General features: G+C 38.0%; 14 protein-coding genes and 1 pseudogene. 10 read left to right on the top strand and 5 right to left on the bottom strand.

Annotation, left to right across the window (positions count from 1 at the left end; translation table 11 throughout):
- The first annotated feature begins 519 nt into the window (after window positions 1–519).
- The 5 genes from N3F66_12260 to N3F66_12240 all read left to right on the top strand — a co-directional run bounded on the left by N3F66_12260 (window position 520) and on the right by N3F66_12240 (window position 6047).
- Window positions 520–1998 (top strand): HDOD domain-containing protein, encoded by a 1479-nt coding sequence (locus N3F66_12260; GenBank protein MCX8124917.1) that lies wholly within the window; start codon window positions 520–522, stop codon window positions 1996–1998.
- Between the two features lie 5 nt (window positions 1999–2003).
- On the top strand, window positions 2004–3683 hold the full coding sequence (locus N3F66_12255) for a DUF115 domain-containing protein (GenBank protein ID MCX8124916.1): 1680 nt from the start codon (window positions 2004–2006) through the stop codon (window positions 3681–3683).
- Window positions 3684–3744: 61 nt separating this feature from the next.
- Window positions 3745–4608, top strand: a complete 864-nt coding sequence (locus N3F66_12250; GenBank protein ID MCX8124915.1) for a hypothetical protein — start codon at window positions 3745–3747, stop codon at window positions 4606–4608.
- A gap of 15 nt (window positions 4609–4623) precedes the next feature.
- On the top strand, window positions 4624–5253 hold the full coding sequence (locus N3F66_12245) for a hypothetical protein (protein ID MCX8124914.1): 630 nt from the start codon (window positions 4624–4626) through the stop codon (window positions 5251–5253).
- The gene (locus N3F66_12240; GenBank protein ID MCX8124913.1) at window positions 5250–6047 is read left to right on the top strand and encodes a tetratricopeptide repeat protein; all 798 of its coding nucleotides are present in this window, start codon (window positions 5250–5252) and stop codon (window positions 6045–6047) included. The genes N3F66_12245 and N3F66_12240 overlap by 4 nt, the downstream gene beginning before the upstream one ends.
- A gap of 7 nt (window positions 6048–6054) precedes the next feature.
- On the opposite strand, the gene N3F66_12235 is transcribed toward N3F66_12240, so the two are convergent.
- The 3 genes from N3F66_12235 to N3F66_12225 are packed head-to-tail and all read right to left on the bottom strand — an operon-like array spanning window position 6055 to window position 7885.
- Window positions 6055–6519: a chemotaxis protein CheX gene (locus N3F66_12235; protein MCX8124912.1), complete on the bottom strand. Its 465-nt coding sequence runs from the start codon at window positions 6517–6519 to the stop codon at window positions 6055–6057.
- A gap of 45 nt (window positions 6520–6564) precedes the next feature.
- Window positions 6565–7701 carry a SurA N-terminal domain-containing protein gene (locus tag N3F66_12230; GenBank protein ID MCX8124911.1) on the bottom strand — a complete coding sequence of 379 codons (1137 nt, stop codon included), beginning with the start codon at window positions 7699–7701 and terminating at the stop codon, window positions 6565–6567.
- A 22-nt stretch (window positions 7702–7723) separates the two neighbouring features.
- On the bottom strand, window positions 7724–7885 hold the full coding sequence (locus tag N3F66_12225) for a Trm112 family protein (GenBank protein MCX8124910.1): 162 nt from the start codon (window positions 7883–7885) through the stop codon (window positions 7724–7726).
- Between the two features lie 282 nt (window positions 7886–8167).
- Here N3F66_12225 and dnaE point away from each other — a divergent pair, with 282 nt between their 5' ends.
- Window positions 8168–11605 carry a DNA polymerase III subunit alpha gene (gene dnaE / locus N3F66_12220; protein ID MCX8124909.1) on the top strand — a complete coding sequence of 1146 codons (3438 nt, stop codon included), beginning with the start codon at window positions 8168–8170 and terminating at the stop codon, window positions 11603–11605.
- Here the strand turns inward: dnaE and N3F66_12215 are convergent.
- Window positions 11602–12639, bottom strand: coding sequence for a hypothetical protein (locus N3F66_12215; protein ID MCX8124908.1), 1038 nt, complete (start codon window positions 12637–12639; stop codon window positions 11602–11604). The genes dnaE and N3F66_12215 overlap by 4 nt on opposite strands.
- 324 nt (window positions 12640–12963) lie before the next feature.
- Between N3F66_12215 and N3F66_12210 the strand changes: the two genes are divergently transcribed.
- From N3F66_12210 to N3F66_12200, 3 genes are read left to right on the top strand one after another with little or no spacing between them, the layout of a single operon-like run.
- Window positions 12964–13848 carry a class I SAM-dependent methyltransferase gene (locus tag N3F66_12210; protein ID MCX8124907.1) on the top strand — a complete coding sequence of 295 codons (885 nt, stop codon included), beginning with the start codon at window positions 12964–12966 and terminating at the stop codon, window positions 13846–13848.
- Between the two features lie 37 nt (window positions 13849–13885).
- Window positions 13886–14755: a pantoate--beta-alanine ligase gene (gene panC / locus N3F66_12205; GenBank protein ID MCX8124906.1), complete on the top strand. Its 870-nt coding sequence runs from the start codon at window positions 13886–13888 to the stop codon at window positions 14753–14755.
- Window positions 14743–15195 carry a hypothetical protein gene (locus N3F66_12200; protein MCX8124905.1) on the top strand — a complete coding sequence of 151 codons (453 nt, stop codon included), beginning with the start codon at window positions 14743–14745 and terminating at the stop codon, window positions 15193–15195. The genes panC and N3F66_12200 overlap by 13 nt, the downstream gene beginning before the upstream one ends.
- Window position 15196: 1 nt before the next feature.
- Here the strand turns inward: N3F66_12200 and N3F66_12195 are convergent, their stop codons facing one another.
- A complete protein-coding gene (locus N3F66_12195; protein MCX8124904.1) occupies window positions 15197–15955 on the bottom strand; it encodes an IclR family transcriptional regulator in 759 nt (252 codons plus the stop codon).
- Between the two features lie 163 nt (window positions 15956–16118).
- On the opposite strand from N3F66_12195, the pseudogene N3F66_12190 reads away from it, so the two are divergent.
- Window positions 16119–16336 (top strand): annotated as a pseudogene (locus tag N3F66_12190) (3-keto-5-aminohexanoate cleavage protein).

The following is a 16336-nucleotide window of genomic DNA, read 5'->3' as shown; positions in this document are numbered from 1 at the left end:
TACCTACATTGCATATATTGACAATATTCCACTTGATTTCATTCAGCATAATCCAAGGATAGTGGATACACCACAATGGCAAAAGTTATGGGAAATGTTTAGCTCAATAAAATAACATACAAAATGATACTGTTGAATTACAAACTCCCACCCTGTTTCTTGTCATCACAAGAGGTATTAAAATTTGGTATTTAATTACCTAAAATTTAAATGTAGCGATCACATGTTGTTAGTGTTCTATAATATGAGGCATCTGCCAAATCTAAAATCACCAGCTTGCAAAATTTAACCATTGAATTATTTTGACACAACCCTTGGACCTTGAAAAGACGCTAAAGCACGTTTACAATGCCATTTATATAGTCACAAGCCCTATCAATCACAACCACAGTGGGCAGGGATTATTTATATCTATAACAAAAATAAATAGATTGCAAATAATTATTCTTTATGATAAAATATACCGATATGTATATATAGCTGATAGAAGAAGCAAATTACCAATATAAAAGGAATACTATGGCTATTTTGAATATTTCTGAGCTTGTAAAGCGTTTTGAAAATAATGAACCTATAAGCCTTTCGTTTTATTATCCTAATGAGAACATTTCAAAAACATTAAATGCAATCCTAGCAAAAATTCTTTCAAATCAGGACAAGATATTTCTTTTAGATATGATGATCACCATTTTGCGGGAAATAATTGTTAATGCAACCAAAGCAAATGCAAAACGGGCATATTTTAAAAAAATCAATTTAAATATCAATGACCCCGAAAGCTATCAAAAAGGAATTGAAACATTTAAAAAAGACATAGTAGGGCAACTTGATACATTAGAACAGGACCTGAAAAATAACGACCTTAAAGTTACCATAACCATAAAAAAACAGGATGATGGCATACGATTTTCTATTTCAAACCCCACTCCTATACACCCTGTAGAACTTGCTCGTATCAAAACCCGCATTGAAAAAGCCAAACAGTATCTGGATTTTACTCAGGCATATGAAGATGTGTACGATGATACCGAAGGTGCAGGGCTGGGCATAGTTCTTGTTATATTGCTTTTAAAAAATGCTGGAGTTGACCCATCAAATTACAAAATTGGCACAGATGGCAAAATTACACAGGTATTAGTAAATCTGCCCCATCAATTGCGGCCTGAAAAACTTACCACAACAATAAAACAGCAGATACTTGATCAGATTGACGGCATCCCTACATTCCCCGACCATATAGTGCAACTGTTGGAGCTCTGCAGAAGGAAAGATGTTGAGATAAAAGACATTACTTTTTCCATCATGCGCGATCCTGCACTCACTGCTGATGTACTAAAGCTTTCAAATTCGGCGGGGTTTGTACCAGGCAAACGCATAGACAACCTCAGTGAAGCCATAATGACAATTGGCCTCAAGAACCTGGAATCGCTGCTTATGACAATAAGCGCACGAAAAATTTTGGATGAGCGCTTCCAGAAGTTTGAGCAAATCTGGGATCACTGCGACAAAACAGCATCATATGCACGTACTATCGCAACCCAGTACAGAATGAACACTATTGTAGAGCAAGTTTCACTATGCGGCCTGCTGCATGATCTTGGGAAGATAGTGCTTTTATCGGTTAACCTGGAACTTACTAACTGGATTGCTGATCTTGTGAGTGACCGCAAAATGCGCACGTCAACAGTAATGGAGGAAATTTCAATTGGAATAAGCCATTCTGGAATAGGCCAGCTTATTGCCCAGAAGTGGCAATTTCCTCAATACCTTATTGAGGCAATACAGTGGCACCATTCACCACTGTCATGTGACAGCAAATATAAGGACCATGTGAGTGTAACCTACCTTGCAAACCTGTTATGTGGAGTTGAGTCAAGAAAATATTTCTATTACTACTGTGAAGATGAAATATGCCGTCAATTCAAAATAGAAACTGAAGATACCTTTAACAAGCTGCATAAGCTGTGCATGGATACCTACAACAAAGTTGCACAATAAATTTCATGAAAAATTTTACTATAACCATAGCAAAGAGTGGTCATAAAACACTGCATTATACCATTGATGGAAAAATAATCCGCATCCACTCAGCCTACGACCCTGTAAAGGAAGCACAGCGCAGTGTTGAACAGTTCAATCCTAAACGTGCTTCTATAATTGTTGTGTGTGGACTGGGACTGGGATACCATATTCAGGCCCTTGCTTCTAAATTTCCCACACATACAATAATTGTCGTAGAAAAAGACACACATCTTATAGAAGCAGTAAAGAAAGAATCACCAGAAGTATTTCATATAGCATTTGTAGTACATGATGAAGAACAGATAGCTGCTGTACTTGAATCAATGGATATCAGATCATTCAAGGGAACTGCTCTTTTTATATACCGTCCTTCATATTCTTTATATCCTGAATTTTATGATTCAATGACGTCCATTCTGCATAAACAGATAAGCTCACGTATTAGCGACCTTTTAACTAGATTTGAATTTGAGGAACTGTGGATAAAAAACATACTGTGTAACTCCACGCAGTTTAATACAGCACTGCCGGTCAAATCTCTATTTGGGAAATTCAAAGGAATGCCTGGAATAATTGTCTCAGCGGGTCCTTCGTTACTGTATTCGCTGGATGCATTGGAACAAGCCTACGAAAAAGCATTAATTGTGTGTGTTGACACTGCATATAAGGTTCTTGAGCGTCACGGCATCAGGCCTCACATAGTAATGACGCTGGATGCGCAAACACACAGTATAAAACACTTCTTAGGCATCACCAATACACCATTGCTTTTGGCTGATGTTGTCAGCAGCCCTAAAGTAACCCGTATGTTCACACAAAAAATCTTCAGCACCACTGCAAAGTATTACACAGCACCTGACGGAAGCCTTAAGCGTGAATCAACGCCACTTATGGACTGGGTACAAAATTTCACAGGCCAGATTGGCGATATTCAGTCAGGCGGTTCGGTGGCAACAAGTGCGTTTGACCTGCTACTTGCTGCAGGGTGCAGCGCTATTGTGCTTGTTGGGCAGGACCTTGCCTATACCGGCAGAGAAATCCACAGCCGTGGCACACATCATAACGACGACTGGCTTCCCACAATAAACCGCTTTAAAAATTTAGACACCATTAACCAGAATGTGATACGAAAGCGTAAAATAAAGTATGTGCCTTCAAATAGCGGTGGTAAGGTCATCACCGACTTTGTCCTTGATTTGTATCGCAGCTGGTTTGAGGATTCCGCAAAAAGAGTTCCCATCCCTGTGTACAATACCAGCATTGGGGGTGCGGTTATTGCCAATACAACATTTGTGCCACTGCAAGAACTGGTTGATACATGGAAAAAGCCACCGGTTACTCCGCAGGAGATTTTATCACATGAGCTATCGCACCAAGCTACAATCAACACGCAACCCCTCTTTAAAAAATTTTTGCACCTTCATCAGTCATTGAAACAATTGTACAATGCCTCATCCATGGACACTTCAAATCTGTATTCACTTCTTGATAACGAAGATATGGACGCACTGTGCTCCCCTTTCATGCGCAAAACATTGTTCTATATAGCTCGCCATGACCTTGAACAGCAAAAAATTGATTCATTACTTAAAGATGCAGTTAAAGCTGCTTCGCAGCAGCTTTTGAAGATTTTTGAAAAACTTGAAGGTTTAGTAATTTGATTATATTTCATGGCACATTTATCCGATAATGTTAAAAACACCGTTAAAAATGTTACATACTATGGGACTACACTACAGGCGTTGCTTTATTTTTTTCTGGGCGATAGCTCATACACTGTTTTTTGCATTGCCATTATCACCCGTAAGCAATAAAGTTATTCAGTACTACAACAATGTAGAGATTAACTGGACCGATCAGATAATTGTGGCAAAAGCATCTTGCAAACCTACAGTTACCGACAGTGGCATGCCGCTTGACAGTTCAACTCTTGAGCCACTATCAGTAAATAATGCACGCAGCAGGGCAATAGAAGAAGCAAAAGACAGTGCAACACAGTTACTCATTGCAGCCCTGCAGACTATACAGCTTGACCCGCAGCAAACATTAGGCAACTGTATACAGATTGATGATTATTCACAGATACAGTTAGGGCAATATCCCAACGTCATCAAATACACTTATAAACCAGAGGGTGCAATTACTACTCAATGCATTGCCACATTGCCTATGGGAAGGCTTTTAAAGCTTTTGCCCCAAGCATTGCCATCAAAAGATATTCCCCAACTACCGGTAAAACTACCTGCAACCGAGTATTCAGGACTTATTGTGGATACACGCGGTCAGAAATTTACCCCCATGCTTTTCCCATCGCTTTATGCAGAGGATGGAACCGAAATCTTTGGCAAGGATTTTATCGACTCACGTGATGCTTATATCTACGGTACAGTTGCATATTGTTTTGGCGATGACATAGCATTGCGCCATAAAAAAGCTGGCCCAAACCCATATTACTGTGCTTCACTTCGCCTGTATAATCGGTGCCCGGTAATTGCAAATTCTGACTTAAAAAAAATTCTTGCAAGTAGCTCAACAAGAAATAACTTGAAAAAAGGCAATATTGTTATTATTATTGATAGAGAATAACGCAAAGTCATAATTATGAATCCAATAGCATCAATATTACAGGCAATCGTGCGAACATTAAATAGAATGATTGATTCTATTGATATTCGCACGCAGCAATCCATAAAAGAAGGATTTTTCTTTCTTGTATTTCTTTTATCAATTGCTGCCATATTTATTGGATATAATCTTGGCAAGCAATCTGCAAAACCAGCTGGCAGACCATACGCAGAAATAACCAACGATGTGTTTGACCTTGACATAAAAATGAAAAAAGAGCCCGGATCATTCCAGTCTATGCTTGAAAGTGCACTTATGGAACAGCGTCAGCAGCTAACCGACAACAAGGTGGCATACCCAACAAAAGAGGACGAGGCAATGACAATGCCTGCAAAACCTCTTGAAATTCCCAAAGACGTTAAAGAAATACAAAAGCCTCTTTCAGGTTTAAATGACTCAAAACCTGTTGAACCTATAATTCCTGATTACACGCCACCAGTGGTTAAGCCAGTAGACACAATGAAGGCAAATCAGGGCAAGCAAGTAACAGCTCCTGTAAAACCACAATCACAGGCACCCGACATTGAAAAAAAAGAAACCATTTCGCCAAAAAGTTCAAAAGATCTTAAGCCAATGGATATCCGCGATAAGGTGTTTGAGCAATGAATTGTATAGCAATAGTTATTGTATGCTCACTACTCGTATCACAGCCGGTAAATAAAGAAACTATACTGGAAACCATCCTTTCTGAACCAAAAGCCACTAAAATTCCAATGCAATACAAAGGTCAGGATGATTCTTCTCAAAAGAAAGGGGCTAATACACCTGATGATGTCTTGCTAAAACAAGGCATTGATTTTTATAATGCTGAATTTTATGAACGCGCACTGCAAGCATTAGATAGTTTACAGAAAAATTATCCGCAAAGCCCTTTTAAAGATCAGGCTTCTTTATGGAAAGCAAAGATATATATGCAGCAGCAAAAATTTACCAATGCAATGCAAGAGCTATCGGCCATACCCGAGCAGTCAGGTGAATATCCTGCAGCGCTATTTATGATTGGCAGGGTTAATCAAGCTATGGGCAAACCACTTGATGCAATTGAATACTACACAAAAGTTGCAGGATTATATCCTGATCAGGATTTTTCTGACGATGCGCTGATACTGGCAGCTCAACTGTATATAGCACAAAAAAAAGGCAATGCTGCATTGCATGCTTTAATCAGGGTAATAAAACAGTATAATGATCGTGAAACGGTTGATGATGCTTACTACTGGTTAGGAAAGATTTTAAGTACCGATCCCAATTTAAAAGATGTGGAACTTGCTCGTAAAGTGTATACTATATTTCTCAAGCGTTCACAGGATCCCGCATACAATGCATTTTATTCCTCACCATTGAAAGAACGAGTGGCCGATGAACTAAAGAGGCTTGATGCAACCTATTTCCCGGAATAATATATATTTATTTTAATGCAACGTTCATCTCCAATTGCCCAAAGGGACTGTATAGATTTATCCCAAGCGTTGTTTGTTTTATTAGAGTAATGGTAAAACTTTCACCTTCTATAACTGTAGGGGTTGTCATTTCAACACGTTTGCCCGAATAGGCAAAAAGGTTCATTGCATTCCCGGTAATCATATTGGCAACTTCACCCACAATATCCTTCCATTCATTCATTATATCCTTCTCAGATAATCCGGGAGCAAGTATCTGTGCAATCTTCTTTACCATTTCCAGGCTCATGCTAAACACAACCTGTCCAGTGACTGCACCCGTAATACCAATTATAATAGCAACATCATGTGATGGCTGTGGAACCTCTTTTAATACCAGCTTCCCTCGCCTTAAATCAACATTAAGAAGCTGTTTGAATACTGCACTTGCTGCCTCTAAAAATGGATTCACATATTCAGCATTAATATTCATAAATTACCCCTTAGCTGTGTAACAAATTTATAACCACTGTGAACACTACTGTGCTTCAAACTTCTGATTCCTTATTATTTTCGACGTTTCAAACAATCGGGTTAACAATGATATATATAAAGAATTAGCCTTTGTATAAAAAAGGTTTTGTTCAAGTGTCTGCTTTTCCTTATCTGGTATCTGATTACCTGGGATATTTCGTACTACAGGCGTAAAGATATACAATCCATCAAAACCAAAAACACACCGTGAAGTTGCACCCTTTGGTAAACTGAACACGTCAGACTGGAATATTTTTGACTCTTGCAATGGGTAGAGAATTCTGCCTTTTTCATCTTTTTCCCTTATCAAATCGCCTGGCACAAACTCATTTGAAAATGCTACAACCCCCTGTAATATACTCTGTGCTTCTGCAAATGGCCTGCCGGAAAGTGCAAGCTGGTCAATCTTCTTTGCAATTTCTTGTTTTACTTTTTCCAATTTATCATTGGCAAGCTTATCCTTGATTCGCTGTCTATCAGTTTTAGGGTCCTTTAATTCTTTAGGGTTCTTTTTAAGTTCTGCGTCCACTTCTTCATCAGTGACAGCAATTGTGCTGGCAAACCGTTTTGCCAGTTCCTGATTTGATAAAAATGAATACTGTATTTTCAGCTTTGCATTTTGCATTCGGTATTCAGTCAAAAGTTCAAGAGGTGAAACACTGACTCCAGCAAGAAGCATATTCTGCAATTTGCCAAGATATATTTCATTTTCAACATATTTATAGTAATCTGATATTCCCATATGGAATCTATCCAGAAAATTTCTGAAAAACGTTTCATTAAATGTACCAGTATTGTCCGAAAACCGGTTGCGGATAACACTTTTTATTTCTTTTTCCGTTACCACAATACCTTCTTTCTTTGCAAGTTGAACCAGCAGTTTTTCCTGTATCATACGTTCTATGATCATGCGCTGCTGCTGTTTAGGGTCTTCACTCTTGCCAACCATGTGTGTATCACGATAGCGAATAAAATCCATATATCCTATTACTTCACCGTTGACTTTTGCAATGGTATTCTGGTCAAATCCCATTCGTGACAAAAAGTCGGGCATGCCAAATGAAATTATTATTATAAGTACAAAAAAGCCTACAATAATATACCCAGCTACTTTTACAACAGGATGCTTTGAATCAAACATATTGTAACCTCTATCTATTCAATTATTCTTCCGCTTCTTCAACAAGCATAACAGGGATGCCGTCTTTAACGGGATATTTCTTTTTGCATTGGGTGCATATAATTTTTTCGTTACGTGCATCATATTCAACATCCCCTTTACAGGCAGGGCATGCTAAAATATCTAAAAGCTTTGTATCAATCATCGGTTCCTCCGAAATACATTACATCATTTGCAACCATTAAAATTTGTTTTTTTAAATATGGCAATCTGTTTTTTATAGTATTCATTTTTTCAAAATCTATCGCATATTTTTAATATGGTCAACAACATATTGCAAAAAGTATAAAAAATTAAATGAAATTTTTTTATAATACTACTTGCAAATTAAAAAAAGATATGTATACTGGCTATAGAGTAAATAATATTATGTCGTATTTTTTGGGCGATAGCTCATCACATTAACCCCCTACATACGAGAAAAACTATGGATTTTGTACATCTTCACAACCATTCTGAATATTCAATTTTAGATGGTGCCATACGGATTCAGCAACTTATAAAATTTGCAGTACAACACCACATGCCAGCCATAGCCTTAACTGATCATGGCAATATGTTTGGCATAATAGAGTTTTACGAAGAAGCACATAAAGCTGGCATAAAGCCAATAATAGGACAAGAGTTTTACATTGCACCCGGGTCACGGTTTTATAAGCAAAGTACTCGCTCAAGCAACGAGGAAAATGCCTACCACCTTATATTGCTTGCTGAAAACTACGAAGGGTATAAAAATCTCATAAAATTATCCTCACTTGGTTATCTGGAAGGCTTTTATTATAAACCACGAATTGACTGGGAACTTTTAACTAAATATAGCAAAGGGCTTATAGCAAGCACTTCCTGCATTGCCGGTGAAATCCCATCACTCATATTAGAGGGTAAAATAAATGAAGCGTATGCTCGAGCACAAGAGTTTGCAGACCTTTTTGGCAAAGATAGATTCTACCTTGAACTGCAGTATCACAACCTCAAAGAACAAAAGCATGTGAATGCAAAGCTTATTGAAATGGCATCAAAACTAAATATTGGTTTAATAGCCACCAATGATGCACATTATGTTTCACGAGACGATGCATACTATCATGATGTCTTGCTGTGCATACAAACCGGCAAACTGTTAAACGACCCGGGAAGAATGCGTTTCCCCAACGACCAGTTTTATCTTAAAAGCCCTCAGGAAATGGAAAAAACATTTGAAGATTATCCTGATGCCCTCTACAACACTATGAAGATTGCCGAAATGATAGATTGCCAGATACCACTGGGCAACCCCATACTCCCCAACTTTGAGGTACCCGACGGGTATACAAAAGACAGCTACCTTACTGAACTAGTTTATAAAGGTGCACAAAAACGATATGGCCAATCTATCCCTGATTATATCAAAGAACGCATTGACTATGAGCTATCGGTAATAAAAAGAATGCAGTTTTCAGGATACTTTCTCATTGTATGGGATTTTATCCAGTTTGCAAAAAATAATGGCATACCCGTTGGTCCCGGCAGAGGGTCGGCTGCTGGATCTATGGTTTCATACTGCCTTGGTATAACAGAGCTTGACCCAATAAAATATAACCTGCTGTTTGAGCGCTTTTTAAATCCTGAACGAAATGAAATGCCTGATATGGACATTGACTTCTGCGCTCTGCGTCGTGATGAGGTCATAGAATATGTGAAAAAGAAATACGGCGAGGATCATGTCAGCCAGATCATAACATTTAATAAAATGAAATCCAAAGGTGCCATACGTGATGTTGCACGAGCGTTAAACATTCCACTTCCTCAGGTTAACGCACTTACCAAACTTATTCATCATGAAGATTTAGAGGAGGCGCTGAAGAATTCAGAAGAATTGCAGCAGCTCTACAAGTCCAATGATACAGGCAAACAACTTATTGACATTGCATTAAAAGTAGAAGGGCTCACCCGTTCTGCTGGCAAACACGCAGCAGGTGTTGTTATATCACGTGATCCTTTAACCGAGCATGTTCCTCTGTATGTTGACCCAAAGGATGGCAGTGTTTCCTCTCAATATGAAAAAGGGAGCTTAGAAAAAGCAGGCCTTGTCAAGATGGACTTTTTGGGGCTTGCCAACCTCACCATCATTGATACATGCATAAAGCTTATAAAGAAACACAGAAATATTGATATAGATATAAATGCAATTCCGCTTGATGATGCAAAAACATTCAAGCTGCTGCAAAAGGCAGATACCATGGGTGTATTCCAGCTTGAATCAGCTGGCATGCAGAATATTCTGCTTAAATTGGGCCCCACAAATCTTGATGACATTATTGCAATAGTTGCCCTTTACCGACCAGGCCCTCTTGACTCCGGGATGGTTGAACAGTATATTGAACGAAAACGTGACCCTAGCAAAATTGAATATCTGCATCCATCACTTGAACCAATACTTAAAGATACTCTTGGGGTTATTGTCTATCAGGAACAGGTTATGCTCATATCTCAGGTTATGGGTGGATTTTCTCTGCCTGAAGCAGACAAACTCAGAAAAGCTATGAGCAAAAAGAAGCCAGAGATTATAGATGCTATGGGCACAAAATTTGTCAAAGGTGCAATAGCAAAGGGCATCGATGAACAGACTGCTACAAAAACATACGAGTTGATGGCTACATTTGGAAGATATGGATTCAATAAATCGCATTCTGCTGCGTATGCGCTTGTATCTTACCAGACAGCATATCTTAAAGCACACTACCCATTGGAATTCATGACTGCGCTTTTAACCGCACAGGTTGATAAAATTGAAGACATTGCAAAATACTATGCTGACTGCAAGGCAAAGGGCATTCAGGTCCTTCCGCCGGATATCAATAAAAGCCAGCGAGATTTTTCAATAGAAGGTAAATCAATACGTTACGGGCTTATAGCAATTAAAGGTGTAGGCGATAAAGCAATAGAATCTATTCTGAAGGCACGGGAAACCAACGGTGAATTCAAAGACCTCACCAGCTTCTTCACTTCAATTGATCTTATGACCGTAAACAAAGGCGTGTTAGAATCACTCATAAAAGCGGGAGCATTTGATTCACTCTATCCTAACCGTGCAGCACTATTTGAATCAGTAGATATGATGTTAGAAACTGCCCGACAGCTTCAGCAGGATATTGCAACAGGACAGGGCGATTTGTTTGGCACTTCTGATAGAACATATTCGCGTATTCATATTGAGCCTACCTCCACTAATGATTGGCCCGAAAACAAGAAACTGCAATATGAAAAAGAAGTGCTTGGTATTTACGCAAGTTCGCATCCCTTGAGCCGATTTGCAAAAGACATTGAAAAATTAGCCTGTACGCCAATAAAAGAGCTTGAAGAAAATGTCAACGGCTCACCGATCACTCTAGTTGGCGTTCTGAATAATGTGCAGATTAAGCAAAGCCAGAAAGGAAATAAATTTGCGCAAGCAGTCATTGAAGATCTCACCGGCAGCATACAGGTATTATTTATGCCGCAGACATTATCCGAATATGAGTCGCTTATTGTATCGCAGGAACCGGTGGTGATTACCGGAACAGTTGAAATTGAAAACGAAAAACCATCCCGAATGATTGCCAATAAAGTAGTACCGCTTACTCAGTTCAAACTGACCCAGATAAGTGAACTGCACATTATCATTAATCCCATTGGCACAAACACTCAGATACTTGAAAATATTAAAAAATTATTGCAACGGTATCAGGGAAATAAGCCTGTATATTTTCATGTGCGCCATCCCAACGGCAAAGAAAATATTGTGAAAGCAAATCCCTTGTACCACATAAAACCACATCAGAAGTTATTGGAAAGCTTGGTGAGTATAGTAGGGAAGGATGGATTTTTTTATACAATTGGCTGTTAAGCTTTCTGTATAAAAATTAGTTTTTTTACAAGCGAAAATCCATCAGCAGATTCAAGTATCTTATAATTTCTTTCACTGCAGTATATTTTGATATTGGTAAAGGACCTCAGTTCGTTGAAAGCAATCTGTGCTAACGTTGCAGCAGTGGTATGATCAACTGTGGCCTCTTCAAGATGAATTATAACCGGGTCATCATTGCTAAGCTTCCAGTCAGCAAATCCATCCTTTATTGCAGTGATCACCTTACCGGCAACTTTTCTGCTGTGAATGTTTGTCCATTCTCCAAGTACATAAATGTGCCCAATTTCATATTTATTATATGAGCTATCGCGAGTAATTACAATTTCATGATCCAATACAATTTTATCCTCACTTATTTTAACCAGCACTGTTGCTGCATCTTTACTTCGCGAATGAGTAAACTTTTGCTTTTCGTAAAGCTTCTCTATTAAAGCATGACGTTTTTTTACGGCATCAATATAGGCCGATAGCTCCTGTGCTATAGCCTCTTTTGTGAAAGTGCATGGTTTTATAAAAAACAAAGCATGGAACATTTTCTGATCAGCATAATGGTTGATAATAGCATTAACCTTTTCATCATTAGTTTTAATTGTGGTTAAAAGCTTTTCAGGATGGATAATGCTGCTTTTAAAAAATTGCACATCACCATGTGTGATATTGACAAAAAAATTCCCTTTAATATTTGCAAGGCCACTTCCTTGAGCTATTATCATAAACGAAATGAGTAGCGTGGTGAATACTTTCTGGACAATTGCATCGTTCCGTGTTGTGGCGGCAACAGGATAATCAACTACAATGAAAAACGGAATCCCATTTTGACGGATAAAAGTATGAAGCGAGGAACGTAAAAAGGCTGTTGATTTTGAGCTTTCTATCTGATGTACAATTGCATCAAACGAATGCAGTAGTTCATTTTTTTCAACAATAAGCTGATGCTGTGAAGCGATTGCTTCAACTATCGCCTCACATTCTTTATTTTGTGTAATAACAATTATTTTATTGGAAACTTTCATGGTGATTTTTGATATTATTTAATACTATGCTCATTCTTTATAGATGTATTTATAGTATCTATCTACTATAAAAATACATACGTCGGTAAGAGTATACAATGAAACATATAAAGTCAAGACTATTGTAAAGCTCAATAGCTCAATTAATTTTACGTGGATATATATTATTTTTATTTATTTGGCAGCATTGCCTAGCACGCATTGATAGCTGCAAAAAAATAAAACATACAATAAACAATTATCACTAAGAGTAAATAAGTAATACTTTTCATTCAACATAAAAAGTACTTGCCAAATGGGCATAGAGCTTATGTCAATTATTGTATGAATTACGAAACTGTTCCCTGTATTCTGTGTAATAGTCATAATTTTACAACTTTGTTTTCAAAGCCTTTTGAAAATGGTGAAAACTTTAATCTTGTCAGGTGTAGTAATTGTGGACTTGAATTTGTGAATCCCCGTCCTTACTACAGCAATATCCACCTTTACTATAAAGAATATTTTAACAAGCGTACTGACCGTGGATACAACAATTACTTTTCGGAATACATGCGTAATGAAGTACTGAGGCTACTAACACTCAACCTCATTGACTTACACTTTTATGATTTTGAGAGAGCACTTGGCAAGGAAAAATGGTCACTTGATATTGGCTGTGCTGCAGGGTATTTTGTGGATTATTTAACACAGAGGGGGTGGCATGCAGAAGGCATAGATATTGCAGAGGATTGCATAGAGTTTGCACGCAATTCATTACATGTGAATGCATATTGCGGTGATTTTTTATCGTATGAATTCAATAAAAAGTATGATTGCATAACTATGTGGGCAACCATTGAGCATCTGCATTACCCTGATAAATTTATTGAAAAGATTTTTTCTTTATTGCACAATAATGGCATGCTCTATATCTCAACATGTAGAAGCAGTGCTTTTTCGTTTGGTGTGCTATTTGGCAAAAACTGGCGGTACTACAACTTCCCTCATCATCTTTACTTTTTTTCCTACAGAACACTTGCAAAATTATTGCAATTAAAAGGGTTTGCCGTTACACGGTTTGTTACTTATGGCAGTGGTATAGGCAAACCCGGTTCCATGATACGAAAATTGGCTGATATGGCTGCCAAGAAAATGTATTTAGGTGATATGATGCTTGTTGCAGCAAAGAAGGTGGGTACGTACGATAGCTTGCATGAGAGTTTATCTTAATGACCTTTTATTCTAGGATAGTGGAGGAATACTTTATATGAAAATAATTAATACAATTTCAGAATTACGAAACGAAATTGCTCAGCATAGGCAACGCAATAAAAAAATAGGATTTGTTCCCACTATGGGATACCTTCACCAGGGGCATCTGAGTTTAGTGGATATATCAAAACAGTATTCTGATTATCAAGTCATGAGTATTTTTGTAAACAAAATGCAGTTTAACGATCCTAAAGACTATGATACCTACCCACGTGACTATGAAAGAGACTTTGCCCTGGCTAAAGGGGCAGGTGTGGACTTGATTTTTTTGCCTGATGACAGTCAGATGTATCAAAATCGCCTGACCTATGTTGATATTGAAATGATGACCGATCATCTGTGTGGAGCAACGCGCCCTGGTCATTTCAGAGGAGTACTCACTGTTGTAGCTAAGCTTTTCAATATTGTGCAGCCTGATGTTTCAGTATTTGGCCAAAAAGACATACAGCAGGCTGTTATAATTCAGAAAATGGTGAAAGACCTTAATTTTCCAGTGAAAATAATCGTTGCACCAATTATACGCGAACCTGATGGCCTAGCCATGAGTTCACGAAATGTGCACCTCAAAGGTGATGACCGTACCAACGCAGTTTTTATTTATAAATCACTACAAAAAGCCCAACAGCTTATTGCCCAGGGGGTTATTCAGGCAAATACACTCATACCAGCTATAACCGACATCATTTCCCAGGGTAAGCCAAAGAAGATAGATTACGTATCAGTTGTAGATTATGAAACGCTTCAGCCTATTGAAACATTAAAGGATAAATCCGTGATTGCCGTTGCAGCATTTTTTGGTCCCACCCGATTAATAGATAACATGATAGTTGAAAAACAGGGAGATAGTTACCGATGCGTTTATTAATCATACTTATTGTAGCGATCAGTTTTGTTTCCTGCCAACCATCAAAACCACTTACTCCGCAGGAAGCATTCAAAGCACTCAAAGAGGCATATGAAGGCGATAATATGCAAAAAGTTGCAGAGTTGCTATCCACAGGTAGTAAAAAGAAAATCACTACAGTAATCAGTAATCTGAAATCTATGAACAAAACGCAGATAGCTGCATTTGCACACTACTACAATGTGGATTCTGAAATCATTAAAAATTTGGATATCCCCCAATACCTGGCAATGCAGAAAAAAATTGCAGAAGTTCATGGTGATGATGTATTGTCAAGTGCACTCAAGCAGCCAATTGCACAGGTAACTATCGCCAAATCAAAAGCCACCGTGCAACTTTATAATGGAATGAGTTTACTTTTTGTTAAGGAAGGGCCGTACTGGTATTTTGAATATGAATAAATTATTGTGGCATGCCAAGAAGCCTGGATCCTTCTACACCGGCATCTTTTATAATTGCAATATATTCATTTATATGCGGCAACACCTGCTCCTTTGAACCTGAAATCCCAATAGAATATTCAGCTATCCCTCTGTGATTAAACACCGGTGCAGCAATGCATATCACTCCTGCCCTATATTCTTCATTGTCCATTGCATATTTATCGCGAACTATTTGTGCCAGGTGCTTTTTGTAACTTGACATTGAAGTTATTGTATTGTCGGTATATTTTTTCAATCTGACAGAATGTAAGATATTTTCTTTTTCCTTTGTTTCCATAAATGCAAGCAATACCTTGCCTAATGCTGTAGGAAATGCAGGCTCACGCGTCCCAACAGATATATGCATGCTCAGATTGTTGCGAGGCTGCTCCACTGCAATAAACACTACATCCTGATTGTGCAACACTGCCAGATGAGTATTCTGATGTGTTTTTTCGCACACATATTTCAAAACCGGACGTAAAAACGTTTCAATCCTTGTTTGCTCACCAAACGCTCCAGAAAGCTCCATGATCTTAAATCCCAGCGTATATTTTTTTGTATCAGGGTCTTGATGCACAAAGTCATATGAAACAAGCGTTCCCAGCAGCCTGAAAATTGACGATTTATCTATTGAAAAATGTTTTGTAATTTCATTGAGCGATAATGGTCTGTCTGATTTTGCAAGGATTTCAAGGATACGCAATCCACGCTCTAATGATTGTATCACTTTAGCCACTGCGGTTCTCCTTTTGTTTCATAGTATGCAATGACATTATTAATTATAGTGTCAAGTACTAAATAGTACAGGCATTACTTTGAAAAAATTTTAATAGGGTGAAGATTAATTATTGACTTTTATACAATATTATTGCTTATTATACAATATATTTTTTATTTTAAGTGGCATTGGGAAATATCAGCTTGCAATGAATACCATGAGCATACTTTTAGGAGGGCATGTGCGCACAGGACTTGAAGATACTGTTTTTTACTTAAAAAAGTATTTTAGCACAATCAAATGCACAGCTTGTGGAGCGACTGGTGCGGCTTGCCCGTGAGCTTGGAAGAGAGATTGCTTTGCCAAACGAAGCACGTGAAATATTGGGAATAGGAGCAA

Source organism: Spirochaetota bacterium, assembly GCA_026414805.1.
In the GTDB taxonomy this organism is placed as follows: Bacteria; Spirochaetota; UBA4802; order UBA4802; family UB4802; genus UBA4802.
This window is presented reverse-complemented; position numbering and strand designations above follow the sequence as displayed.